Below are 25,375 nucleotides of genomic sequence, written 5' to 3' on the forward strand. Positions count from 1 at the left end.
CTAGGATGTACCCGCGTCGGCGGCGGTCAGGCGTTGCACCAGCACAATAGTCATGTCATCGCTCTGGGAAGCAGAGCGGACGTGGGCGCTGACTGCGGCAATGATATTGTCTATCAACGCCGCTGAACGTTCCCCTTGCGCGCGTTGAACAAGGGCCTGGAGCTTTTCTTTTCCGAACTCTTCCATCTTTTCATTCATCGCTTCCGAAATTCCGTCGGTATAGATCAGTATTCGGTCTCCGGGCAAAATGGAGATTTCCTCCTTCGCGTACGTAACATCCTCTTTGATGCCGAGCGCGATTCCACGCGTCTTCAGGAGGGTTGGTTTCATGCCCGACGAAAACAGCATCGGCATGTCCTGGCCGGCGCTGGCGTAGGAAAGCGTATGCCTCCTCGTGTCCAGGATGCCATAGAAGAGAGAGACAAACGTACGGGAATCGGTGCTGCGAAACAGGAGCTTGTTCGCCCTCTCCAGGCAGTCTTTGGGATCAGGGTCGAACAGCGCCAGCCCCCTGATTGTTGCCTGCAGGTTCGCCATGACAAGGGACGCTGCGAGCCCCTTCCCGCTGACGTCCCCCAGGCCGATCGCCAGCCGGTGCTCGTCCAGACGAATGAAATCGTAGTAATCCCCGCCGACATTCAGGGCGGAGATATTTTTGCCTGCAAGATCATAGCCGGGGATATCCGGATTCGATTTCGGAAGGAGGTTTGCCTGGATATTCCTTGCCATCCGCGATTCTTCTTTTACCCTGATGCGGACTTCTTCCGCCTTCTTGCGCTCTGTAATATCACGGTAGATGGCATAGATCGCCATCTGCGTGCCTTCGTGTATGATCGGCGCACCGAGAATTGAGACGTCGATAAGCGATCCGTCCTTGCGCTTGCGCCGCGAATCAAGCTCCACCCTCTCGCCATGGATAACCCCCGACGAGAGCCTGGACGCCTCGTCCTTGTACTCCGGGGAAGCCACCAGATCATTGATGAACCTTCCGATTGCCTCCTCGCGCGAGTAGCCGAACATCCGCGTAAATTCATCATTGACGTCGACGACGACATCGTTGTTATCGTGCAGGATGATCGCCTCCGGGGCGCTGTTAAACAACCGCTGGAAATACGTTTTCTGGATATGAAGCTGCTCCTCCGCGACTTTCCGTTCTGTGATGTCACGGTAGACCGCATACACCCCCATCTGGTTGCCGCCATGGAAAATGGGAGCACCCAGGATTGACACATCGACGAGCGTTCCATCCTTGCACTTGCGCCTTGAGTCTACCTCGACCCTCTGCCCCCGGGCGACGCGCTGGGATAAACTCCGTGCTTCGCCCCGGAGCTCCGGAGGCGCAACGAGATCGTTGATTGGCTTTCCTATTGCGTCCTCGCGGGTATAGCCGAACATACGCGTGAATTCATCATTGACATTGATCACCAGGTCATCGTTGTCGTGCCAGACGATGGCTTCCGGAGCGCTGTTGAACAGACGTTCGAGATACGAGGTTTGGACGTACAGCTCTTCTTCGGCCTTCTTCCGCACTGTGATATCGCGATAGATGGCGTAGTCCCCCATTTGCTTTCCGGCATGGATGATCGGCGAGCCAAGGATTGAAACATCGAGGAGGGTTCCGTCCTTCCGCTTGCGCTTGGTGTCGATTTCAACTCTCTTACCGGAAAGTACTGTCCGGGAAATCCTGGCCGCTTCGTTTCTGAGCTGGGCCGAGGCAACGAGCGCGTTGATGGGTTTCCCGATCGACTCCCCGCGTGAGTATCCGAACATGCGCGTGAATTCATCGTTCACGTTCACGATGCGGTCGTTGTTGTCGTGCAGGACGATTGCTTCGGGAGCGCTGTTGAAGAGGATCTCAAGATAGGTCTTCTGCAGCAGGAGCTCTTCTTCCGCCTGTTTTCGCTTGGTGATATCATCGACGATGCCGTCGAAATAGAGTATCCTTCCCTTTTCGTCCCTCACCGCGATCGCTGTCATCGATACGATGATCGTCGTCCCGTCTTTCTTACGGAGAGTCATTTCTTCCTGGTGCAATCCCTTTTCCGCGATCCGCTTGCTGAATCCGAGCCTGTCCCGGGGATTCTCATACACCCGGGAAACATCTTTCGCAAAAAGCTCCTTCTTGCTTCTGTATCCGAGGATCTTCACAAGTGCCGGGTTCACCTCCAGGAATTTTCCCCTTCTTCCGGGCGTGCTTCTGAATATTCCCACAGGCACGTTTTCGGTTAACGTCCGGTAATTTTCTTCACTTTCCCGCAGAGCCTTCTCGACCATTCTGCGCTTGTCATCAGATTCCTGGGGATTTTTGACTCGTCGCTTCGGGTGCTCTCGGACTGACTTGACCATTTTCCTGGGGTGTAGAGTGCGGGTTTTCAGCATTTCTTCTCGGGGAGAGTGTCCTTATCGATACGGGCGTACGGTGCGATTGTTCGGGCATCAAATCAATTGTAGTGCAACTGCCAGATACGCTAACTTAGTCATCAAGTGAAGAATAAGCAATTCCATGCAGATGGGTTGGCATGTCTCTCCCGGGATCGAGAACACGGAGAAATTCATCGATCTTCCATTCATCGTCCGTTGAAGTCGATCTTCTCGTTCAACCGTGAATCTATGAAATTCCACGGGCGTTACAAGACCCCAAATCAAAGAGCTACTCACCACATATGGATTATCAGAGCGGGGGGTTTGAAGCGAGACGTCCGGGAGTCTTGCGTGATAGATTCATGCAACGTTTATTTGGATGGAGCACCTCCTGTTCCTCACTTCACGATGTTCGAATCGTGAACCATGACATATGGCGAATTAGGCCGACGACCATTGGCTCCGGAACTCCCTGAATCGCAAAAAATCTTCCGCCAAGTGAAACTATGACAACAGAATAGGTGTTTCAGCTTGACAGCCGCTTGCATCGATCGGTGATCATGCATTGAAACGATACACTTTGTTCAAATTGACTTGATTCCATTGGATATTTGTGTTTCCGGAATTCTCAGAAAGATTCTCAATCACTTTCTGGATTTGCCGGAATATCCTTGTTGGAAGACCTGAAAGTTGTGAAATTTATCAAAAAAGGCGGCATTCTGAAACATTGGTCTTCTGGTACCTTATTTGAGGCTGTGGTTTGCGTGAATGTTGCCTCTTCCGGGCAAGACGTCTGACAGAAATCAACGAAGTCTTGAAGATAACGGCAGAGATAGCTAAACTTCAAACTGTAACACCTCCTGTCGAAACACAAACGCCGCCCCAAGGACCTATCTCATAGCGGCGATGAAGCAGGATGACTCACATACGATCCATTCAATACTGTCCTGAAGAGGCAAACATCAGGCAGTCAGAACCTTCGGCGACAATAAGCGGTTTCGAACTTACTGCAGGCTCCTGCAAACTCACTTGAGTACAAGCTGATGGTACTGAGTGAGGAACTCGTTTCTCTACTAAGTGCTGACGTTCACAATTGAGGCCCACCATGAAGAGATTTCTTACGTTTTCCTTCCTCACGTTCGCTGTTTTGGTTCTCCTGACGAACGATGCGATGGCGCAGACATCCACTTTCGTCACAAATGGACCGATTGCTGGATTCCAGTTCTCCGGCATGCCACAGGGAGATTTGGGATTCAGCTATCTGATAAGCATGACGTCAGTACAAACAATCGTCAATGAATTCGATGTGCCAGTCCCTCAAGCAGACCCGAGCTCGTACCTGCTGGAAGCTGGAAGTGGGCAATTCACTATCTGGTTTCGACCACCCACTTCAGGGACGGTGACGATAGACGTGAATTGTTTTATCTTAGGTGAGTTGAAGCTCGTTATCAGCGATAATCATAATTTCGGAATCGTAACCCCTCCCAAGACGCCTAGTCTGATCACGCTGACTGCTTCACCCAATCCGGTTCAGTACGGTGCCCAGGTGACTTTCATAGCCACTGTCACAGGTTCGGGCAATACACCGTCGGGGACGGTGACCCTCAAAGAAGGATCAACGACGATCAAGTCCGGTGATTTGACTGCAGGTTCTGCCACAATTACGCATGAGCAGTTCTCAGTAGCTACACATTCAATCATGGCCGAGTATAGTGGCGACAACAATTTCGATCCAAGCTCCTCAGTCGCGACTCCACTGTCAGTCATTCCTGCCACCCTGACGGTCATCGGCATCACCGCTGACCCCAAAACCTACGACGGCGGAATCTCTGCCACATTGCACACAGCAGGGGCAAGCCTGCTAGGAGTTATTCCTGGCGACGCCATCACCCCCAACTTTGCTGCAACAGGCACATTTGCCGACAAGAACGCCGCCAATGGCAAGACAGTAACGGTGTCCGGGGTTACAATCAGCGGTGCCAGCATAGGCAACTACTCGCTCGTCCAGCCGACAACGACAGCAAACATCACACTTAAAGAACTCACGGTTACAGGTATCACCGCCGTTGATAGGCCTTATGACGGCACATCGACCACCGCAGTCACCGGGACTGGCTCACTTGTTGGCAAGATTACTGGAGATAATGTCAGTTTGTCCGGCAGTGCAGTTGGCAGCTTCGATAGCAAGAACTGGGGCTCAAGCAAGCCTGTCACCATCAATGGTTTGACCCTTGCGGGCGATGACAAAAACAATTATCTGCTTACCCAACCGTCCACATCCGCGAGCATAGCAAGGGCAACCGCATCCGTGGCTCCCGCTGTCGCAGGCAAGATCTATGGAACATCCGATCCGGTTCTCACTGGCACGCTCACGGGATTCGTCGCTGGTGAAGTAAGCGTGGCATACAGCCGAACCCCTGGTGAGACCGCCGCGGGTGTGTACACGATCAGTGCTACGCTTAGCCCGGCAAGCGCGTTGGACAACTACACAATTGCATACGGAACGGCGGCATTCACGATCACAAAGGCGACAGCCTCGGTCACGCCGAATGCGGCTACAAAGGTCTTTGGAACCTCCGACCCGACCTTGACAGGAACGTTGGCTGGCTTTGTTGCTGCTGACAATGTAACTGCAGCGTATGCCCGCACAACTGGCGAGACAGTCGCAGCAAGTCCCTATGTAATCAGTGCAACACTCAGTCCGGCTGCCGTGCTGCCCAATTATGAGATCGCCTACAAGACGGCCGATTTCACAATCACGAAGAATATCTCGACAACCACTCTCGGTACATCTTCTGCATCGTCGGAATACGGCACATCGGTGACCTTCACTGCGACAGTCACGGGCGCAGGCACACCTTCGGGAACTGTGACCTTCAAAGAAGGCGCATCGGTTGTTGGCACCGGAACTCTGAACGGTTCGGGCGTTGCTGCATTGAGCATCTCGACGCTGAAAGTTGCGGGATCTCCTCACTCGATCACCGCTGTCTATGGTGGCGATGCCAATTTTGACGGAAGCACGTCAAACACCATCCAACAGGCAGTCACTGTCAAACCGCTGACAGTTGCAGGAATCACGGCAAGCGACAAGTTCTACGACGGTAGTGCCACTGCTGTGCTCAACACAGGATCTGCAGCCTTAGTTGGTGTCGTGGGCAGCGATGTTGTCACGTTGAATACCGGAGCCGCCGCAGGCAGCTTCGACAGCAAGAACTTCGGGACGAACAAGCATGTCACCATCAGCGGTCTAAGCATTTCAGGCACCGACGCGGGTAATTATTCGCTGACACAGCCTTCCGCAACGGCTGCTATCTCCAAGAAGGCCGCCTCTGCTACTCCTGCTGCGGCAGGCAAGATATATGGAGCACCCGAGCCGGTGCTCACCGGCAGCCTCACAGGTTTTGTCGCTGGTGAAGTCAGCGCGACGTGTAGCCGAGTCGCTGGTGAGACGGTTGGTGGCAGCCCGTACACAATCAGTGCTGCGCTCAGCCCGGCGGGGGCTTTGGATAACTATGACATCACGTACGGAACGGCGGCATTCACGATCACAAAGGCGACTGCCTCCGTCACGCCGAATGCTGCTACGAAGGTTTTTGGATCCTCCGACCCGGCCTTTACAGGAACGCTGACTGGCTTTGTTGCTGCTGACAATGTAACTGCAGCGTATGCCCGCACACCTGGCGAGTCAGTCACAGCAAGTCCCTATGTAATCAGTGCAACGCTCAGTCCGGCGGCCGTGCTGCCTAACTACAACATCACCTACAACACAGCAAACTTTAATATTACGACGAACACGACAACAATCGCTCTTGGCACTTCAGCTGCCACGATTGAGTATGGCCAGTCAGTGACATTTACGGCCACCGTTGCCCCTGCAAATGCACCAACTGGAACGGTCACCTTCAACGATGGCGCATCGGTCCTGGGCACCGGAACGCTGAATGGTTCTGGCGTTGCGACACTCAGCACCTCTTCGCTTCAGGTTGCGGGATCTTCGCACTCCATCACGGCTGTGTATGGCGGCGACGGCAATTTCGCCGGCAGCACATCCGGCGCCGTCCAGCAGACTATCACCGCCAAAGCGCTTACGGTTACAGGGATCACGGCCAGCAACAGGGTCTATGACGGCAGCACAGTTGCGGTCATCAACCTGGCAGGCGCAGCATCTTCCGGAGCAGTGAGTGGTGACGTCGTGAGTCTCAACACTGCAAACGCTGTGGGCAAGTTCAACGACAAAAACGTTGGAGTGAACAAACCTGTCGCCGTGACCGGTATTCTCCTGTCAGGCGCGGCCGCCGGGAACTATTCTCTGACTCAGCCCGCAACAACTGCGAGCATCACTGCCAAGGGCCTGACCGTTACCGGAATATCCGCCAACGACAAGGTCTACGATGGAACGACGAACGCCACACTCAACACCTCAGGCGGAGCTCTCGTCACAGTGATTTCTCCTGATGTTGTTACTTTGAACAAATCAACGGCCGTTGGCACGTTCTCCGACAAGGAAGTTGGAACGAACAAGACAGTAACGATTTCCGGTCTCACGATCAGCGGTACTGATGCCGGAAATTACTTGCTCACACAGCCCACGACGACGGCAAGCATCACGGCAGCTCCGGCAAACACCGGCTGCATAGCCGGTGCAGGATATATCACCTCGCCGGCCGGCGCATTTGTCAAGACTCCGACCGTCACCGGAAGAGGATACTTTGCATTCGCAGCGGCATACGTCGGCAACAACGCTGTGACGCCTACTGGACTCGTTGATTTTCAATTGAAGACCAAGGGCCTGTTCTATCCGAGTGTCCTGAACTTCCTAAGCACCCAGTTTGACGTGCTTGTTGTTTCCGGGTCACAGGCAACGCTGCAGGGAAGTGGAAAGGTTGATGGTGCCGGCAGCTACGGATTCCTGCTCAGCATCGTCGATGGTCAGCTGTTCGCAGGCAACAAGCTCCGTCTCAAGATATGGAACAAGAACAGTGGCAACGCAGTGGTGTACGACAATCAGATGGGCGCAGCCGACAATGCCGCTCCAACCGGCGCAGTCACCGGTCTGCTCTCCGTCTCCAAGTCGGGTGGGACCTCAGCTGCCGCTGATATCAGCGTACAACAGCTGATCGACGAAGACGCTGCAAACGAAATGCCGACGGAATATGCGCTGATGCAGAACTATCCAAACCCGTTCAACCCGTCAACGACTATCCGGTTCGATTTGCCTGAAGCTGCGAAGGTCCGCCTGGTGGTGTATGATATGCTGGGACGGGAAGTTGCGGTTCTGGCAGACGGTGAACGTCCGGCCGGGCAGCACGCGTTGCGGTTTGACGCCAGCAAGCTCTCGAGCGGAATGTATATCTACCGCCTGCAGACGGGCAACTTCACGCAGACGCGAAAATTGATGCTGATGAAATAACGATTCCGAAATCGCTTGCCCACAAAACCCCGTCCCCCAAGACGGGGTTTTGTGTTTTGGGGCTGTCCAGAGACAGATCGCGGTTGTGATTGTGATTTTCGGCTCCGATTCCTTATCTTTGGGAACACGGCGAAGCGCAATCACTATTCACTGTCGTATTTCTGAATGATCCGCTCTCTCATCATCTGGTTCACAACCGCCATTCTTATTCTCGTCTGGTTTCTGCTCCTCGCAATCAGTCGCCTGTTTGACCGCGACCCGGTGCTCTATCGGACGGGGTTTCTTTTCAGAAAGCTCGGCAAGGCGCTGACGAAGGCGAATCCATCCTGGAGACTTCACATATCAGGCGAGATGATTTCTGATCCGCGCCGCCCGTACGTCGTTGTTTCCAACCACCAATCGCTTGCCGACATCCCCCTGATCAGCAACCTGCCATGGGAGATGAAATGGATGGGGAAGAAGGAATTGTTCAAGATCCCGATCATCGGCTGGATGATGTCGTTCTCGGGTGACATTGCAGTCGATCGCAAGAGCGCACGCAGCGGAGCACGGGCAATCCTCAGAGCACAGTGGTATCTCGATCAGAAATGCTCCGTCCTTATTTTTCCGGAGGGGACACGCACGCTGGATGGTCGCGTGCGCCCGTTTACAGATGGGGCGTTCCATCTCGCGATCCGCACGAAGGTCCCCATCCTTCCCATCGTCATAGAAGGTTCACGGGGATGCATCCCGAAAAACAGCTGGCAATTCGGCAAGCCGTCGGATATTTTTCTCAAGATCCTCCACCCGATAGAGACCGCCTCGCTTGGCATGGAAGACGTGCAGGCGCTTCGTGACCGCGTGCGCGCCGAGATGATGAAACAAATCGCCGAGTGGCGGTCTGTTTCTGCTGAGGAAGTGGATGGACTTGCACCTTCCCGATCGTGATGGCTCTTCCCCCTTCTCCCAGCACTCTAATCATCTACGCTAATGTCGTGTCTCGAAAGAATCTTGAATAAGTCCGCAACAGGGCGCAGAGATCTAAGCGGACAATGACTCAGTCGTTCTGGAAGAAAGCACACATCCCTCTGCTCCCTTCTCTCAGCCCACAGTCTCTCACACGAGAAGGGACGTTTGATTCACGATTTGCAGAAAGCCAAGCACTTACAGTCCCCTCTGTGCGGAAGCTCGCGCGTCGGGGAGAGGGGATGAAGGGGTGTGTGCGGTCATTCTGAATCGGTGCCATTTCTCTACCATGTGATACCTGGTACTTTTGCTCACATCTGGTGGTTATCTCCGAGACGCAACACTACTGCCGTATCTAGTGCCGAACCAATTAAGATTTCTTGTGTTTTGAATTTCGTTTGTTGCGGTATCTCAAGAAGTCATTCCAAGCTTGTTGCATTTCGTGATGGGATTTGTAGTACGAACCTGTGAGGACATAGTCTTTTGGCTCAGTGAACTCACACTCAATGGGGTTCATCCATGATGCGTTGGTCGGTGTGTAGACCAGAGAGACGTTGTTCTTCCGTGCCCACCGCCGAATCTCAGGTCGTAGGTGGGGTGAGAAGTTATCCAAGATAACATAGAGTCGTTCTTTGACAGGATAGCGAGATCGCATCCATTTGAAAGCTCGAAGGACCTCCTGCCAGCGTTTGCGGGGGCTGAAGTATCCCCAGAGTTTGTCTTTTTTCACGTCGAGGAAGGCCAGCCACTGACGTGTCCCGTGAGGGCGAGTATAGGTCGCCGGTAATCGGTCCGGGTGGGACTTCTGCGCCCAGGTTCTACCGTGAATCGGACGAAGCTCAATGGGACCCAATTGATCGAAAGCCAACAGGTGAGACTTGGGCGGAACCCTCTTGCGCAATCGATCTATGCGTTTTTTTTAGTACGGAAGGCCGGATCCTTCGAGTCTTTCCACGTCTTGGTGCGTTGCAGATGCACGCCCTCTTCTTTGAGGATCTGCCGTAGCTTCTCATCGCTCATTCGGCGCACAACGTTCACCTTGAGGATGTGTTCCAGCAACTTGGGCACAGACCAGCGAGTGAACGGGCAACCCAAGAGCTTCGGAGGCGATAGAGCTATCTTAACGATATCTGCCCGGACTTCAGGAATAAATTCGACCGGTCGGCCACTGCGGGCTCGCTCTTTAAACAACTCAAGGCCTTCGCGGTTGAATCGTCGGATCAACTCGAGGATGTATTCCTCGTGCAGGCAGGTGACTTCAGCAATCTGCTGCACGGTGTAGCCGTGGGCTGAGTGAATGATAACCTGGGCGCGACGAAACGGTGTCCGACTCTTTCCGTGACGCAAAATTCGCTGGACATGGTTGCCTTCAGCGTTTGTCAAAACACGAACAAATAAGCTCATCAAGGGATCCTTTCTTCTTAGCTCCCTCGAATGTGCGAAATCTAAAGCAAAAGTACAAGATTACTTTCTTGGTTCGGCACTAGTAAGCCATATTGTAGTTTTCATCGCAGAAACGTCCCGCCAACGGCAGGCGGGATAAAGTCCGTCCGCGGAGAATCGCAGAGGGAACTGGTCAACAAACTATGCGTCAGAAGTCATGAAGTGCAAGAATTCGTGGATTGTTTTTGGAAGTGGTACGAGTTCGAACTGGCACCAGCCCTTGGGATCGTGAGATCTTTCCCGAAGGTGGGCTATTGAGTGCGTGGTATTGAATCAGCGGGTGTCTTGACGAAGCGGTAATACCATTGTTCGGTGCCGTCCCGCTCAAAGAGCAAGTTCTTCTTGTCAGCTGTGTCGATCTTCGCATCTTCGAGCACCCACGGATAGAAGGACCAATCCCAGCCAATGGGGCAGTAGCGGGACATATGCACGAGGTAGAGGTCGTGCTGCTGCACCGGAAACACGGACGAATCCTGCGCAACGTAGAGACTCCTCAGGACCCCTCCCTCCAGATCCTGAAGCAAAAGCGCATCCGCACTCGGAAAAATCATTGTCCGGACCGGCGCAGTTCCGGTTTGATGATCGGCCAGCGAAGTTCTGATCCTCTCCGCATCATGTCGGTTGAAATAATCGACTCTCTCCGGGAACCCCATGCCGTACCATCTGACATTCTGAGGGTATCCTTTCAGACTTTCGATCATCTCCAGCTGCCGCCCCATATAAACGGCACAGAGGGTAAAAATTGTGAATATCATCGTCTTTCGCGCAGGATTGCAGAGCTCGATGATCATCATCATCAAAAGAAGCACCGCCCATGCGTCGAAGACCTGATACCACATCTCCTGCCCGATCTTATTGACGCACCACGAAGCGATGGCAAACAACCCAAGCACAACGAGCTTCGCTTCCTTCCTGATCAGGGCTGCCATCAGGCCTGCGCAGCTCAGACTCAGGAATACCAGATTGCCGGTCGTCAACAGCGGAGCAGCCAGGTTTCTCCTGCTCTTACGGACAAACTGGAAACTCATATCCCGCAGGAAATCACTCCAATGAAAGAGGGCGAACAGGATGTAGCCCGCAACCAGGAGGAGCGCAGCAGCAAGCAGCATCCTGTCGGTCCGCGTGCCTTCTACCTTTTCCTTCAAGAGCAGGTTTTGAACAAGGATGAAGCCAATACCTGCACAGAGGAAGTACATACCATTGGGATGAATCAGCGGCAGGACGAGGAGCACCGAGAGCGCAGCGTTGGGCTTCCGTGCGCGGAACAACGCAAGCGCTGTGACGACGCCGAGCATCAGGAGCGGCTCCATGCGCGCGGTATTGCCCATGATCACGAAGAACCGGTCAAGAAAGAAGAAACTCGCCAGGAAGAGGAAATGAAATCGTGCCGGATGATTTCTGAACATCGTGACGAGAACACCGAAGATCCCGACTGTGAGGATGAACGAGATGAGCCTCGCTGTGAACAGTCCGGAACCAGCAATCTTGAACAGGACTCCGAGCACGATCATGTACCCCGGCGGCATCCAGAGAATGTGGCGAGATTCGCTCAGATACGGGGACAAAAGTGAATTGTGCTGCTGGAACGAGATTGCCTGTTGGACAAAGACGGCTTCATCCGGCCAGGGGACCGGAAAAGTGAATCCTGCCGCCATGTGTATCCACGTCGCCACTGCAACGAACGCAAGTATCGACAAAACGTAGAGTGCATCAGTGAAAGGCCAGTTCCTGAAGCTTGCTTTCCCGGACATCGTGTTGAATGGTTGTTGTGGTGGGTTGATGCGCCTCTGAAAATATGGAAATCGGTACCGAAAACCAATGGATCTCCTCCATCCCCTCCGGAACCTGCCGAGCCTACTGGCGATGCACATGTTTCGATTGAAATAGCAGCAGAGGTACGTTACATTGAAGGAAATGAAGTGATTTCCTTCTCCTTGATGCTTGCGTTCATCTTGGGCAAGATTCCAAGAGATCACCGGGGACCGCGCGATGGCTGATTTGATAAAACCGTGGCAGGACGCACACTATATGCACCTGAACAGAATTGTCGAGTGCACCGTCACAGCTCTTGGAAAGGACAACTCCGGAATCCATACCTTGATGGTCGCAGTCGTTTCGAACAAGCAGCGAGTGCCGCACAAGGTCATCACAAGGACCGAGGACTTCCCGCAGGGAATCCCACCCGGCTACGTGAACGTAGGACATACACTCGAGGTGTACTACAGAAGCCTCGACGACAGCGGAAGGGTTCCCGTGCTTCACCCCGTTGAGATTCTGAACAAGACCCATGAAGGTGGAGACATTATCAGTTTCAGGACGAGGAAGGTCTACGACTCAGCGACAAAGACCCGGGATTTTGATCCGTGGGAGGATTATCGCAAAGACATCGAAGCGTTGAAGACCGGCGAGTGAGATTCAACCAAAAAAATCCCGGTCAGTTGACCGGGATTGTCATTTCTTAACCTGCTCTCCAAACGACTTTACTGGAATTCTCCCCAGTAAGTCCAGAGTTTCAGCCGCCCATCGCCATCGAGCATCGTCTCAATCGCTGCTCCTTTCACCTTCGCCGAAACCGCCTTGATCTTGACTTCGTTCGGACCCACGACAGTGTAGGTGAACGACCCGTTTTCGTTCAACTGCATTTTCTCCGGCATTTTCAATCCCGTGTATTCCCCGTTGCCGCCCCCCATGCTTGATGGGCGAATTCGGTATTGGTACGCCATAGCTGCCAGATTGTTGATGTCATTGATGAGGGCATCCCTATTGGAGACGACCGGCGATTGGGCTGTGGGTGTTCGCGCTGCGAAAGCGCCGGTATATCTCCATCCACTGAGGCGGCCGCTTTCATCGATCCGCGCTTCGACGGTCCCAAATCCGTTTACCGAAGTTGCCTTGTACTTGACGATGCTGTCCTTCGCCTCGAGAACTTCATATGACGCGTTGGAGTTCGTTACCATTCTTTCAGGGATCTTGAAGCCGACATACGATCCCTGTCCGCCTCCCATGCTCTTTGGCCTTATTCGATATTGGTACGCGAACGCCGAGAGGTTGTTCAGATCATTGATAACGGCATCCCTGTTTGCTTCCACTCCCCCGGTCGTCACTTTCGAAAGCACGTCGTTCCACCGAGGATCTCCCCGAAGACTCGCAAGATCCTCGTCTTCCTCGGTGTGCTTTTTATCGCGCCATCCCTTGGCTATTGCGATTTCGAGCGAGGAAAGGGCGAGATCTTTCTGTCCGGAGAGAGCATAGCAGCATGTTGCGTTGTAGAGATGGGTGAACGCGTTCCTCGGATCGACCTGAGCGGCGAGAAGAAAGAGCGGCGCACCGTCTGCGAACGCCTTCTTGTCGTACGCAGCCTGTGCCTTGGCAGCGAGTTGATTCTGCTGCGCGCACAGGGTCAAACAGAGAATCACTAGCAGAACAGCGACTCCCGCAAATCGGGCAGCTGTCATCTTCATGGCATCCTCCGCATGGTAATGGCTGACAACATGATTTGATTTCGCTCGTCTGTCCTCAGCAATGTCTAACGGACCAGTATGTTCATGATAGGAAGAAAGCCGACCGGTTTCCAGATCGGCTTCCTCACCGCCGATCACGGCAGGGCTGGACTAACGCGAAAGTGAAGCTACATAAGCCTTTACAACCAGACGAACATAATCCTGGCAGGCCAGGCCGGTCCTGGGTTCGTACGTGTCACCGTTGGTGGTATTGTCAGAGACAATCCTGATGCCGGCGAATGCCACGCGGAAGTGACTCGCGATTTGCGCCGCAGATGCGGTTTCCATGTCTTCAACCGAACTCCCGTACTTGGTATGGTACTTTTCGATGAGGTCGATTTCATCGACCCACATGTCGCTCGATCCGATGACTCCATCCACCACTCGCCCCTGCGTGTACAACCCCGCGACCCGCCGGGCAGCGGCGAGAAGCACCGTGTCGCCGGGAAATCGCGCAACCCTTCGGCCGGCAGAATCATTCGAAGCAGCTCCTTCAGGCGACATCATGTTCAATGGTGTCCAACTGAGCGCGTTGCTTCCGCCTCCAGCCACCCGGTACGGAGTTCTGAAAGCTCCGAGACTCACCGAACTGGTGCCGAGAACGATATCGTAGAGGTGCAGGCCGGGCTCGTGTCCACCTGCCGTCCCCTGATTGATAATGGCAATGGGATTGTAGCGCTCGATGGCAATTGTCGTAGCAGCGGCGGCGTTCGCAATACCCCTCAGCGTTCTTGAAACGATGACTGGATAGCCCTCCAGCGTGCCGCGCCAGAACATCCAGCCCCCCACCCGCTCAATGGTGACATTGTCGAGACTGCCCGCCAGTTTCTCTGTTTCTGACTTCATCGCTCCCTGAACAATCACCGGGCGCGCACCTGCTGGCGGCCCTTGAGGAAAGACCACCACAATGAAGGTGACAGAGACCAGGAATAGAAACGATATGCGACATGCCATACAAAGACTCCTCCTCAATGCTCGTCAGTGATGAGGCTAACTCAGATAGTAAATATAGGTCTCGAGTGATAGCAGTTCATCCTTAATGGGAAGGCAACACACTGTGTCTGCTCTCTAGTTAAAGCCCCGGTGGGTCTATTGAATACGTAGTATGGGATAGGTACCGGTCTTCCTAAGCAGGCCTGTAAATTGGGGGTATCCAAACAATCCCCAGACCGATTCCGGCTCAAGGATGATGGCCAGGAGGCGCGATTGCCACTGGTTCGTCGGGATCATCACATCACCCGCATGTAAGGTTACGTTGACGGTCTTTGTATGCAGGAATGGTCGTGGCACATTTGTTTCTTCGATGTTCTCCGTGGCAATACTATCGATCGTGTACACTTCTGCCTCTATCGTTTTCTCGGAACGAACTTCCTCCATGACGATCTGATGGCGTCGCAGAAGATCCAACACGGAAGGCAGTCCTTTCGGAACAACGTACGCACGAGGCATATTCACACTCAGTGAGGGTTTGACGACATCATGGTATGGAGCGATCGTCCAAACCGTATCTTTATTCGCCCGAAGGTTGAACACAGGTATCGCGACCTTGTCGCTCCCGGGGAAATGTTCAAGCCGAAGGACTGCTTTTTCACCCTGAGCGGTCAACAGTTTCGAGCGCTCCCGGGAGACCGTTGAGCGGATGACTGCCGCATTGCTCGAGCAGTACTCAAGGAACGCCTCCACAGATGCAAGCTGAGCCTCCGCCCGCCGCTGGAGATGATCTTCATTGCCCCGCCACCGGCGTCCTTCCTGGATAAAAGACATAGTATTCAGGATTCCAAAGCTCTGCCGACCATCGTTGATCTCTGTTGTGCTGTGACGGATCCTGGTGTCGGGCGAACCAACGATGTACTCCTGGAACGAAAAACCCCTGGCTTCCATGCTGGAAGCGATATACGGAAACAGATGCTGATGCTGAAGCTCGTAGATCGATGGCGGCGTGTCGGGATGCGTGAGCATGCCAAGCTGGACATCGGCCGTTTTCTCGATTCCGGCATCTTGCCAGCTTCTGCTTATGGAGGAATACTCATGCATATCCAGCGTCACTTCTGGCTTCCACGTGAAGAACAGGTCGTGCAGCGCCCTGGTCTCCGCCGCTGTGAGCAACACGTGGTTGCGGTTCAGATCGATCGTGTCGCTCGTTCGCCGCTGGCGAAGCTCCGCACCGTCAGGGTTCATCAGCGGGACGATCAGGAGATCCAACTGGTTCAGCCATTCACGATGTTCGCCTCGGGCGAATTTCGCGAGCAACAAAGTCAGCGCTTCCTTGCCTGCCGGTTCATCCCCGTGTTGCTGGGCAAAAAGGAGAACCCGAATCTTCGCGTTGTCATCGCCAAACGCGGCTGAGGAGGAAATCGACACGGAGGGAAGAGTTCTTCCCTTGAGAGTTGTCGCGAGGGGTTGAACCTGGATGTGGCGTGTTGCCCCAATCTCCTTGAGAAAGACCTGCAGCGTATCGAACGACGTAGCACGGGAAAAACCCGCTCGTTCAATTGGGGCAGTGATCCGAACCTGCGCGCCAGCGATGCTCCAGCCGATCGCGACGAAAGACAGAATCCTCAGGATGTGCATAGGGTCTCGCAATGTGAGTGCCTTGATGAAGATTATTTTACAAGCTGCATTGTGCGGGTCTCGGTCATTCCACCGACGTTCAACTTGTAAAAATAGACACCGCTTGGAACGTTTTTGACCTTCCATGTTACACTATACGTACCCCTGGATTTCATCTCATCGAGCAGAACCGCTACTTCCCTGCCAAGCACATCAAAGACCTTCAGCGAAGCCCAACCCGCTTGCGGCACTGAATACCGTATTGTGGTCGACGGATTGAAGGGATTTGGATAGTTTTGTTCCAGCTTGAATGCACGGGGCACCGACTCTCGGTCCCGCCTGATATCGGTTGTGACATTCGTGTCTCCTGAGCGCAGGACATGCAAGGTCGCACCAATAATGGCTGCGTTCTGCAAAGCGTTCGGCTTTCCCGGGCGATGGAAGGTGGGGAAATCCACCCACTGAGCATTGCGGGCATCGAACAGCAGGACTGGTGTGGAAGTCGACGAGATGCCAAAGGCTTCAATTTTCACATTTGTTACGCGCACATACGCGCCAGCATCCATCAAGATCCCATACGGAAGCTGGGACTTTGCCATAGACCACTGCATTCCCATGATCCGGTTTTCGCTGTAGTCATACGATGATTTGTTATCGGGATTCTGATAAAACCTGGGAACGGGCTGCATGCCCTTGAGCAGATTTAGTCCCGGCAGCTGTCTGAGCATGCCATAATAACCCGCATACAAGCTGCTGTACAATCCTCCGATCGCTTTTTCACCCGCCAGCATGACATCCTCGGACAGAAAGAGCATCGGCTTTGCTGTACTCACCTTGGACGCAAACACGCCCCCCAGACCCGTGGCTGGATCAAGGAAGCTGGCAAGACTGTCCAGAGTGTTCCCGACGAATACGAAAGCTCCGCATGATGCCGCAGCAGAAGCCAGTACCGGATCGTTCTTCCGAGGTTCATCGATCAGCAGCAATCTGCACGTGACACCCCAGGAGCTTAGTGCGGATTGCACCGAATTTGCGAGCGTCGGGCTGGCAGATGAAGAGAATATTCCGATTGTGTCAGTCGGAGTGCCGAGGCTGGACTGAAGTTTCTTCAAACTCCCATTTGGCGATGACCAATCCGTCAGATTGCCGCTGCCATCGAGAAGAATTGCCCCCTTCGGAGAGGAGATCTGTTTGGGTATGAATGCAACGGCCGAAGGCGGACGGAGCACTTCTCCCGTTCTGAGGTTCACCTTGAATCCTGGTATCAACTGATCGAATTTCATGTTCGACATGGAAAACGAGGCACCGGGTTCAATGAGATACCGACTGTTGGACGTCCAGCGTACCAACGTCACGGCACTCCCACCCATCGCTTCGCCGATACCGGATGAGTCCACCGCGAAGGCTGTGTTCGCATCAACTCCTACCCCGGTGACTTCACGCCCGGTCAGAGCTTTGTAGCGTGCAAGGAACACCGGCATCCTCCCCATTCTGCCCCGCTCACTGGTATGATTCTCCGCGAGCGTGTTTGGCAGCAACGAGAGAAAATCGTCAACGAGAGTGATGGAGTTGGTCGGGTTGCGAAGAATCGCCCCCACGTCGGACGATCCACCCGTATATGCGACATCACTGAGCACTGCCTCGCCAGCACTCGACCCTCCGATTACTCCTCCCCGTTGAAAGATCTCCTTGATCGCCTTTTGTGTCAAAGTACCTTTCCACAATCGCACATATTGTGCCTGGTCACCCCCGCGGAGAAAAATACCATCGTGCTGCAGAAGAAATTGATATGTCACAGAATCATTCGCCTGCGCAGTGCTGTTGATGAAGCGATTCGAAACCGTACACGGGCTCAACGACGGGAAGTAGCCGGAAAACCAGGTTGTGGTGTCGGCATAGTGAAGAACGGCGATTTTCCGATTGGGCGCGTGTGTAACCAACCATCGATAGGGCACGTCTGACCAATCATTATACTCTTCACTGCCGCCACCAACAAGGAGGACAGAGCCTTGCGATTTAGCGGTCCCTGAAAGACCCCAGACGAGGAGCAAGCATATTGCCAAAGACCTCATTGCACATTTGTGAGATTGGACATTGTAATCGACTTGACTTGGTGTTGCTCGACGAGAGAGCAGCCCGGCTCATGATCAGAGTGAAGATCCACCCGACAAAAAGTTACGCGGTCACTCTGCAAATGTCAACTACTCCTTCACCGAATTACTCTTTCAGGATCTGATAAGACGTGGACCAGCGGCCAGACATCAGGAACGACTTGGCTCTATGATCAGCTCTCCATGATTCAAGGAACACGAAAAGCCGACCCCGCATCGTGAGCTCGCGCCTGCCCGAAACAGTTGGAACCGCGACGTTAGGAGCACTTTCCCAGAGTGCACTCTGGGTTCCCTACCATTAGAGCAAGGCGAACCTCGCTCATTATGAGGGCGGTTGCCCCTGGGAGCTTCTTTGTTCTCGAGAAATCACGCAACATCCTGCCGCCATCGCACATTCTTATTATCGGCGTCAATATCGCGGGGATCCTAAATCTTGTCCTCGCTGCATTGAAAATGATCGTCGGCTCGCTGCAAGTCAGAACACATCCCCCAAAAAACGATTCACATGTTTGGAGGAAGCATGACCTCCTGTGCACTGTTCTGGCTCGTTCTGTTTGGCGTTGCGGCGCCGGTGTTCTTCGGGATGGCACTCGTGGTCTCACTACGCGGCTTCAGCGACGTGTACGATCTTCTTGGTTCCTCCCACAGGCGCGACAAGGATTGTCAAGTTTTGGGTTTACGCATGATAATTCCCGATCGCCACATCGCGGCGTCGCAGTCTTCAAGCGCGTGATCAGCGGCTTAGAAGCATCCCTCGTAAATCACGACAACGTCGTCGAACGAGAGTGTATACGGATCGACCTTAAACAACCCTCCCATCGTATCGATCGCGTTCTTCGCCATTGACGGGATTTCCGCTTTCGTCACGCCGAACCGGCTCAGGCGGAGATCCTGCAGCCCGACGTTCGCGATCAGCTTCTTCAGCGCAGTAATAAACGCCATGGCCCGTTCTTCCGCTGTCCGGAGTGTATCAATGTTCTCCCCCATTGTGGCGGCAAGAGCGGGGAATCGTTCGGGACATTTCTTTGCCATGAACGAAAAGTACGAAACGGAAAGAGCTGTCAATCCCGCGCCGTGCGGCAATTCGGGATGAAATGCACTTGCGGCGTGTTCCATTGAATGATGTGAAATGCAGGAAGAAAGCGACTCGACCATGCCTGCGGCGGTATTGGCCCATGCAACCTCAGTGCGCGCCTCAAGGTTCTTGCCGTCTTTCACTGCCAGGGGCAGGAAACGTGCAATTCCACTGACAGCCATCAACGCGTACGCATCTCCGGCAGGTTGGTGAACTGTCGCAAGATATCCTTCGACTGCATGGAAGAAAGCGTCCATTCCCTGGTAGGCTGTGAAGTCCGGCGGTACTGTGAGCATCAGTTCCGGATCTACGATGGACAGAACTGGAAACGTCCCATCGAATCCAAACCCGATTTTTTCCTTCGTATCGCTCTTGGTGATGACGGTCCATGGATCAGCTTCAGTACCGGTCCCTGCGGTCGTTGTGATGGTGACAATGGGTAACGGCCGATTCGGGACAGGCTTCCCCTTGCCGCTGCCGCCATGAATATAGTCCCAATAGTGACCCGGATTCGCTGCCATGATGGCAATACTCTTTGAGGAGTCCATGGTGCTTCCTCCTCCAAGGCCGATGATGAAGTCACAGTTGTTATCCCGGGCAACCCTCGCTCCTTCCATCACGTGCTCTACAAGCGGGTTTGGGAGAATCTTGTCGTAGACCACAGACTCGACGCCGTTCTGTTTCAAATATCCGATAGCGCGATCCAGGTGGCCGTGTTTTCTCATTGATTGTCCGGCACCGATCACAATCAGAGCTTTCTTCCCGGGTAGATGCGGCATTGTCGCCAGTTCTTTCAGGCGTCCGGGCCCGAAGATGATTCTTGTCGGCATGAAGCAGTCAAAATTCGTTTTCATTCTGCGCTCTTAGTTTGTTTCAATTGTTGATTGACGGATAATGTAAGCATTAACTTCTTACTTTGCATGGCCTTGACTTCTTCGGACCAAGGCGATTGGTTTCTCCATCATCGCAGGAGGTCCGCAGAGCCTTACTGATTGCGTTTCAATGTAAAGTCGATTACCTTCAACGGAAGTTCTCCGGCCTGTTTCATCAACAAAGACCACCGCACCGCAATGAACACCAACCCTTCGATCACCCAAAAACTCGACGCTCTCTACGAGTTCGACCGCGAACCCGTTCACGAAAGAAGTCTCCAAGGTATCGGCAACTTTCTCGGGTTGTTCGCAGGAGAACATATCGCCGGCACCGAATATGTGATTGGGCCCCTCTTCGTAGCGCACGGCGTCACGGCAAGCGATTTCTTCCTGGGACTTCTCCTCGGAAACACACTGGCTGTTTTGAGCTGGGCGTTTGTGACGGCCCCTATTGCCGTGCGGACACGGCTGACATTGTATTGGCACCTGCGGAGCATCGCCGGGCCAAAACTCACGGCTGTCTACAGTATCGTCAACGCCGTGATGTTTTGCTTTCTCGCGGGCTCGATGATCTCCGTATCGGCCACGGCCATTGGTCTGCCGTTCAACATGACAATGCCGACCCTTTCAGATGTGTACCCGAACAGCATTGAGTGGGTTGTTGTCGTCCTCCTCGTCGGAGGCGCTGTCACCGCGCTCGCCATCCTTGGGTTTGAGAAAATGTCCAGGTTCGCCAGCGTCGCGTCGCCATGGATGATTCTGGTGTTTGTGGCCGGTGCGATTGCTGTTCTTCCGACGCTCGGAGTGCAATCGATGGACGATGTGTGGAGAGTCGCGAAAGAGAAGATCTGGACAGGCGTTCCCTTTGCGGGCCAGACGAAATTCTCATTCTGGCATGTGATGTTCTTCGCGTGGTTCTGTAACCTGGCTATGCACATTGGGATGTCCGATATGTCCCTCCTCCGTTACGCGAAGAAGTGGCAGTACGGATTTGCCCCCGCAACAGGGATGTTCCTGGGTCATTTTGTGGCATGGACGTCGTCGAGTATCCTTTGTGCGGCCGCGGCAGGAAGTGTTGCCCCGGGCCCGATTGCCTACATGGGAGCAGGAATTGCCGGTGCTGTCTCTGTCGTAATCGCCGGATGGACCACGGCCAATCCGACACTCTACCGAGCGGGACTTGCCTTCCAAGTTGCCACTCCCGACTGGAAACGATGGAAGGTTACGCTCGTCGCCGGAGTCGTGACGACTCTTGCTGCACTTTTCCCTGCATTGATGATGAAACTGCTCGACTTCGTCGCGTTGTACGGCCTGCTGCTCATGCCCATGGGGGCAGTCATTGTGGCGGACTATTGGTTGCTGCCGAGATTGGGATTGAAAAATCAATACGCTTCGTCTCGTTCCCTCGGGCTGTCCTGGCCGGCGTTGGTCGCGTGGCTAGGAACCCTCGTCGTAGCATTCGCTCTTCCGTACGAAATCTACTTCATTGCCTTGCCGGGATGGTTTATTGCGGTAGCGCTCTTTGTCGTCTTGAGTGCCATCCAACAAAAAAGAGATCAACGTCCTGCTGACGGGAGGCTGCAATGAAGATAATTCTGAATGTTACCGCTGCGGTAGGGCTGATCCTGACATTTGTGCCTTCAGTGCTTGTGGCGATGGGGCGACTCGAGTGGCAGACGCATGCGAACCTCATGACCGCAGGGATGATCGTGTGGTTCATTGCAGCGACATGGCAATCGCGGAAACAAATGTAGTTTGTTTTCTTTCGGATACCAAGTTCTCTCTGCCAACGGCCCGATCTCAGCAAACCGCCGTGCCGCCGCGTACTCAGCTGAATCTCACGCGCTTGTTGGCATCCACTTGTTTCTTCCCTGCTGCTGTGAGAATCTAGACGCCGCCCGTGAATGCAATCAACCTACTCAATTTCTGAATCCATGAACGATCAACGTCGACGTCAATGACAACTGGCTCTCCTCGCGCTTCGGACGCCTATGCTGCTTTGCGATATCCTGAATTCCGGGCATATATCGCAGCGTCGACCATTCACAATATTGCCCTTCTCGTCCAGGAGGTGGTGATCGCATATGAGCTTTACAGAATAACGCGGGATCCGCTTGCACTCGGGCTCACCGGTTTGGCTGCTGCCATCCCGTTCATCTCGCTTTCTCTGTTCGGCGGGCATGTCGCTGATCGACTCAGCAAACGCACAATAATTCTCTGGACTGTTGTCCTGGTGACTTTTGCCACGGCGGGCTTGTGTGTCTGCGTTAATGCAGCGGAGGCTCACCGACTGTCATCTGATGCACTCATTGCGATGTTCTATCTCGTCATTTTCTTCATCGGCGTATGTCGTGCATTCCGGGCTCCAGCCGTCTCAGCACTCCGGGCTTTTTTGGTGCCGCCCTCACTCTACGAGAATGCGACGAAGTGGAGCACATCATCCTGGCAAGTCGCATCCGTGGTTGGGCCTTCTTTGTCCGGCTTTTCCTATCTCGTAGTCGGACTTTCGGGAACGCTGTTGTTTGTCGTTGTGCTCCTTGCAATCAGTTGGTATTTCTTCAGCCGCATTGGCGACAAGCCTGTTCCACCCGAACCGAACGAGTCCAGCATTATCAGCAGCGTCATGGAAGGTGTTCGGTTCGCCCACAGAACCAAGATCATTTTCTATTCGATTTCACTCGATATGCTCTCGGTACTGTTTGGCGGTGTGGTAGCGATCCTGCCCATCTATGCCGAGGACATTCTTCATGTTGGGGCAGGCGGACTGGGCATACTCCGGGCCGCCTCATCCGCAGGCGCAATCGTCACCGTGATCGCGTTGGCGCGGTTCTCCGTCATCAAGCACCCGTGGCGCAATCTGCTGATCGCAACATCCGGATTCGGAGTCTGGATTCTTGTTTTCGCCGTTTCGCCTTGGATGATGTTATCGGTCCTGGCGTTGTTTATGAGCGGGGCGTTCGACAGCATCAGCGTCGTAATCCGGCAGACCATTCTTCAGTTGATGACACCTGACAACATGCGCGGAAGGGTTATGGCTGTCAGTGGGATCTTCATTTCCTCCTCCAACGAACTTGGCGCTTTCGAATCCGGCTTCGCAGCTCGATTGATGGGAACGGTGCCTTCTGCCGTCTTTGGGGCCGTGACAACTCTCGCAATTGTGGCGTGGGTCTTTTCGAAGTCGAAAGAACTCTTGAAGGTGCAACCAACAACGGCATCGCACTGAGCGATTGCCTCACTCTCATCCCCCTAATAGGGATGGGTTCATTGGTATGTTCAACGAATGTGTAACCGTATCGCTTTTTCAAAATTTCCTCCCTGTCAACACTCACATCCTTCCGGTCTCCTGCTTGCCCTTCTTTCTGAATTCATCTATCTTCCGTTTGACCTTATAGCGCATTTCTTTTGCAACATTCTACTTATCTGCAATCCAGATTCTTTTCCATCAACTCGATGGTACCTTCGCGCATCGTCACGAGGAGACAACCACCCGGGGTGGTGTCCATCGGCTGGATAACGTACTTCATGCGAGGAACAAATGGCAGACACACCAATGCCCACCCAGTCGGCTTTGCGCACTGCGCTCGCCGGACTCATCGGCAACGTGCTCGAGTGGTTCGATTTTGCAGTCTACGGCTACTTCGCCAGCGACATCGGCAAGCAGTTCTTTACGCAATCGGACCATTCCACTCAGCAGTTCCTGACCTTCGGTACGTTCGCACTCGGTTTCCTGGCACGCCCCGCAGGCAGTCTCGTCCTGGGATGGGTTGGTGATCGCGTCGGCAGGCGAGCCCTGCTCACGCTCTCGATCTCAATGATGGGCATCGCTACACTCGTGCTTGGATTGCTTCCAACGTACGCACAGATCGGCGTGGCCGCACCGCTTCTCCTGCTCACGATGCGGCTGATACAAGGGTTCTCGCTTGGAGGTGAATTCACCGGCTCGATGGTCTATACTACCGAAGGTTCATCGCCTTTGATGCGCGGACTCGTGAGCAGCTCGACTGCTGCCGGCACAACGATTGGATTCATCCTTGGGTCGGGAACAGCATGGCTGGTCAACTCGGCTCTGCCTCCCGACCAGGTCACGTCATGGGGTTGGCGCATACCATTCATCGGAAGTGTGGTGTTCCTGGTCGCTGGCTACCTGCTCCGGCGGGGTATCATTGAAACGGCCGAGGGAGAGAAAGCGCGTTCGATCCGCCCCAAGCTTCTCCCCTCACTCATCGCCGACCGGCTGCCGATCCTTCAGACGTTCGGCATCGTGGCGATGACGAATGCGGCATACTACCTGACGTTTACCTACGCCGTCGAACGGCGAAAGAGCATGGCCATCGAAAGCGGCGAGCTATTTTTGCTGGCAAACACGATCACGTTGTTCGTGGTACTAATCTCGAAGCCGTTGGGAGGATGGCTGTCGGACAAGGTCGGGCGCCGTAAACTGATGATGACGCTCACTGTCGCAGTGATGGCGTTAATCTACCCCGCACTGCATCTCATGCTGTATGGTGAACCGTTGGGATTTGTCTTCGGGCAGGTTCTTGTTGCCATACCGATTGGGATGGCGCTCGGGCTGCAGGGCGCGATGGTCGTGGAGATCTTTCCCCTCCGGTCCCGCGTGACATCCATGAGCCTCGCATACAGCCTCACGCTTGCACTCGCAGGCGGTACAGCGCCGCTCGTGTCGTCGTGGCTCATCGAAACACTGGGCCACCCGATGGCTCCTGCGTACTACATCATGACGTATAGCCTGATCGGCTTGGCCATCATGTGGCCGATGGCTGAAACCAACACGCGACGACTCGACGAATAGGTGCGGGGATATCGGCAAACAAGCAAGATCATCTTCTAAAACACAAAAGCCGACCCTATCAGGATCGGCTTTCTAATTGTCGATTGGCAATTTGCCCGGCGCCAATAAATAAAAAGAGCCGACCCGTTCCCGGACCGGCTTTTCAATCGACATTCGGCAATCGACAATCACTACTGTCCAATTAAGGGCAGGAAGTAAGCGTGTAAGTTCTTTGACATTTATTCGTTAGACGAATTTTCCGTTGTAATCGATTTGAAGTTGGTAGTACCTTCCAGGGTGATTTTTCTCTGACGCAGGA

At 53.9% G+C, this 25,375-nt stretch carries 16 protein-coding genes; 8 read left to right on the plus strand and 8 right to left on the minus strand.

The features are described 5' to 3' along the window. Complete coding sequence (locus NTU47_04655; protein ID MCX6133088.1) at positions 1-2,379, minus strand: PAS domain S-box protein; 2,379 nt, start codon at positions 2,377-2,379, stop codon at positions 1-3. Between the two features lie 1,087 nt (positions 2,380-3,466). Here NTU47_04655 and NTU47_04660 point away from each other — a divergent pair. Beyond that, on the plus strand, positions 3,467-7,771 hold the full coding sequence (locus NTU47_04660; protein MCX6133089.1) for a YDG domain-containing protein: 4,305 nt from the start codon (positions 3,467-3,469) through the stop codon (positions 7,769-7,771). A gap of 165 nt (positions 7,772-7,936) precedes the next feature. Continuing rightward, complete coding sequence (locus NTU47_04665; GenBank protein ID MCX6133090.1) at positions 7,937-8,698, plus strand: lysophospholipid acyltransferase family protein; 762 nt, start codon at positions 7,937-7,939, stop codon at positions 8,696-8,698. Between the two features lie 924 nt (positions 8,699-9,622). Here NTU47_04665 and NTU47_04670 read toward each other — a convergent pair. Continuing rightward, the gene (locus NTU47_04670) at positions 9,623-10,120 is read right to left on the minus strand and encodes a helix-turn-helix domain-containing protein (protein MCX6133091.1); all 498 of its coding nucleotides are present in this window, start codon (positions 10,118-10,120) and stop codon (positions 9,623-9,625) included. Positions 10,121-10,410: 290 nt separating this feature from the next. After that, complete coding sequence (locus NTU47_04675) at positions 10,411-11,910, minus strand: hypothetical protein (GenBank protein ID MCX6133092.1); 1,500 nt, start codon at positions 11,908-11,910, stop codon at positions 10,411-10,413. Between the two features lie 238 nt (positions 11,911-12,148). Here NTU47_04675 and NTU47_04680 point away from each other — a divergent pair, with 238 nt between their 5' ends. Then, complete coding sequence (locus NTU47_04680) at positions 12,149-12,571, plus strand: hypothetical protein (protein ID MCX6133093.1); 423 nt, start codon at positions 12,149-12,151, stop codon at positions 12,569-12,571. 68 nt (positions 12,572-12,639) lie between these two features. On the opposite strand, the gene NTU47_04685 is transcribed toward NTU47_04680, so the two are convergent. The 4 genes from NTU47_04685 to NTU47_04700 all read right to left on the minus strand — a co-directional run bounded on the left by NTU47_04685 (position 12,640) and on the right by NTU47_04700 (position 18,260). Next, positions 12,640-13,620: a hypothetical protein gene (locus NTU47_04685; GenBank protein MCX6133094.1), complete on the minus strand. Its 981-nt coding sequence runs from the start codon at positions 13,618-13,620 to the stop codon at positions 12,640-12,642. A 150-nt stretch (positions 13,621-13,770) separates the two neighbouring features. After that, positions 13,771-14,613, minus strand: coding sequence for a 5'-methylthioadenosine/S-adenosylhomocysteine nucleosidase (locus NTU47_04690; GenBank protein MCX6133095.1), 843 nt, complete (start codon positions 14,611-14,613; stop codon positions 13,771-13,773). A gap of 135 nt (positions 14,614-14,748) precedes the next feature. Further along, complete coding sequence (locus NTU47_04695; GenBank protein MCX6133096.1) at positions 14,749-16,230, minus strand: M14 family zinc carboxypeptidase; 1,482 nt, start codon at positions 16,228-16,230, stop codon at positions 14,749-14,751. A 32-nt stretch (positions 16,231-16,262) separates the two neighbouring features. Then, complete coding sequence (locus tag NTU47_04700; protein MCX6133097.1) at positions 16,263-18,260, minus strand: T9SS type A sorting domain-containing protein; 1,998 nt, start codon at positions 18,258-18,260, stop codon at positions 16,263-16,265. A gap of 580 nt (positions 18,261-18,840) precedes the next feature. Here NTU47_04700 and NTU47_04705 point away from each other — a divergent pair. After that, entirely contained in the window at positions 18,841-19,053 is a 213-nt protein-coding gene (locus NTU47_04705; GenBank protein MCX6133098.1) for a hypothetical protein, read from the plus strand. An 8-nt stretch (positions 19,054-19,061) separates the two neighbouring features. On the opposite strand, the gene NTU47_04710 is transcribed toward NTU47_04705, so the two are convergent. Next, complete coding sequence (locus NTU47_04710; protein ID MCX6133099.1) at positions 19,062-20,249, minus strand: iron-containing alcohol dehydrogenase; 1,188 nt, start codon at positions 20,247-20,249, stop codon at positions 19,062-19,064. 216 nt (positions 20,250-20,465) lie between these two features. Here NTU47_04710 and NTU47_04715 point away from each other — a divergent pair, with 216 nt between their 5' ends. The 4 genes from NTU47_04715 to NTU47_04730 all read left to right on the plus strand — a co-directional run bounded on the left by NTU47_04715 (position 20,466) and on the right by NTU47_04730 (position 25,077). After that, the gene (locus NTU47_04715; GenBank protein ID MCX6133100.1) at positions 20,466-21,854 is read left to right on the plus strand and encodes a hypothetical protein; all 1,389 of its coding nucleotides are present in this window, start codon (positions 20,466-20,468) and stop codon (positions 21,852-21,854) included. Beyond that, positions 21,851-22,021: a hypothetical protein gene (locus NTU47_04720; protein ID MCX6133101.1), complete on the plus strand. Its 171-nt coding sequence runs from the start codon at positions 21,851-21,853 to the stop codon at positions 22,019-22,021. Before NTU47_04715 ends, NTU47_04720 begins: the two co-directional genes overlap by 4 nt. A gap of 203 nt (positions 22,022-22,224) precedes the next feature. Further along, positions 22,225-23,490 (plus strand): MFS transporter, encoded by a 1,266-nt coding sequence (locus tag NTU47_04725; GenBank protein MCX6133102.1) that lies wholly within the window; start codon positions 22,225-22,227, stop codon positions 23,488-23,490. A 312-nt stretch (positions 23,491-23,802) separates the two neighbouring features. Beyond that, a complete protein-coding gene (locus tag NTU47_04730; protein MCX6133103.1) occupies positions 23,803-25,077 on the plus strand; it encodes an MFS transporter in 1,275 nt (424 codons plus the stop codon). The last annotated feature ends 298 nt before the right edge of the window (positions 25,078-25,375 follow it).

This window comes from Ignavibacteriales bacterium, from assembly GCA_026390595.1.
GTDB lineage: Bacteria > Bacteroidota > Ignavibacteria > UBA10030 > UBA10030 > UBA9647.

Excerpts from the sequence above, each read along its gene's own strand:
- NTU47_04710 (MCX6133099.1), bottom strand. The coding sequence starts at position 20,249 with ATGAAAACGAATTTTGACTGCTTCATGCCGACAAGAATCATCTTCGGG.
- NTU47_04685 (MCX6133094.1), bottom strand. The coding sequence starts at position 13,620 with ATGAAGATGACAGCTGCCCGATTTGCGGGAGTCGCTGTTCTGCTAGTG.
- NTU47_04715 (MCX6133100.1), top strand. The coding sequence starts at position 20,466 with ATGAACACCAACCCTTCGATCACCCAAAAACTCGACGCTCTCTACGAG.
- NTU47_04670 (MCX6133091.1), bottom strand. The coding sequence starts at position 10,120 with ATGAGCTTATTTGTTCGTGTTTTGACAAACGCTGAAGGCAACCATGTC.
- NTU47_04665 (MCX6133090.1), top strand. The coding sequence starts at position 7,937 with ATGATCCGCTCTCTCATCATCTGGTTCACAACCGCCATTCTTATTCTC.
- NTU47_04675 (MCX6133092.1), bottom strand. The coding sequence starts at position 11,910 with ATGTCCGGGAAAGCAAGCTTCAGGAACTGGCCTTTCACTGATGCACTC.
- NTU47_04705 (MCX6133098.1), top strand. The coding sequence starts at position 18,841 with ATGACCTCCTGTGCACTGTTCTGGCTCGTTCTGTTTGGCGTTGCGGCG.
- NTU47_04725 (MCX6133102.1), top strand. The coding sequence starts at position 22,225 with ATGACAACTGGCTCTCCTCGCGCTTCGGACGCCTATGCTGCTTTGCGA.
- NTU47_04695 (MCX6133096.1), bottom strand. The coding sequence starts at position 16,230 with ATGCACATCCTGAGGATTCTGTCTTTCGTCGCGATCGGCTGGAGCATC.
- NTU47_04730 (MCX6133103.1), top strand. The coding sequence starts at position 23,803 with ATGGCAGACACACCAATGCCCACCCAGTCGGCTTTGCGCACTGCGCTC.
- NTU47_04660 (MCX6133089.1), top strand. The coding sequence starts at position 3,467 with ATGAAGAGATTTCTTACGTTTTCCTTCCTCACGTTCGCTGTTTTGGTT.
- NTU47_04690 (MCX6133095.1), bottom strand. The coding sequence starts at position 14,613 with ATGGCATGTCGCATATCGTTTCTATTCCTGGTCTCTGTCACCTTCATT.
- NTU47_04655 (MCX6133088.1), bottom strand. The coding sequence starts at position 2,379 with ATGCTGAAAACCCGCACTCTACACCCCAGGAAAATGGTCAAGTCAGTC.
- NTU47_04680 (MCX6133093.1), top strand. The coding sequence starts at position 12,149 with ATGGCTGATTTGATAAAACCGTGGCAGGACGCACACTATATGCACCTG.
- NTU47_04720 (MCX6133101.1), top strand. The coding sequence starts at position 21,851 with ATGAAGATAATTCTGAATGTTACCGCTGCGGTAGGGCTGATCCTGACA.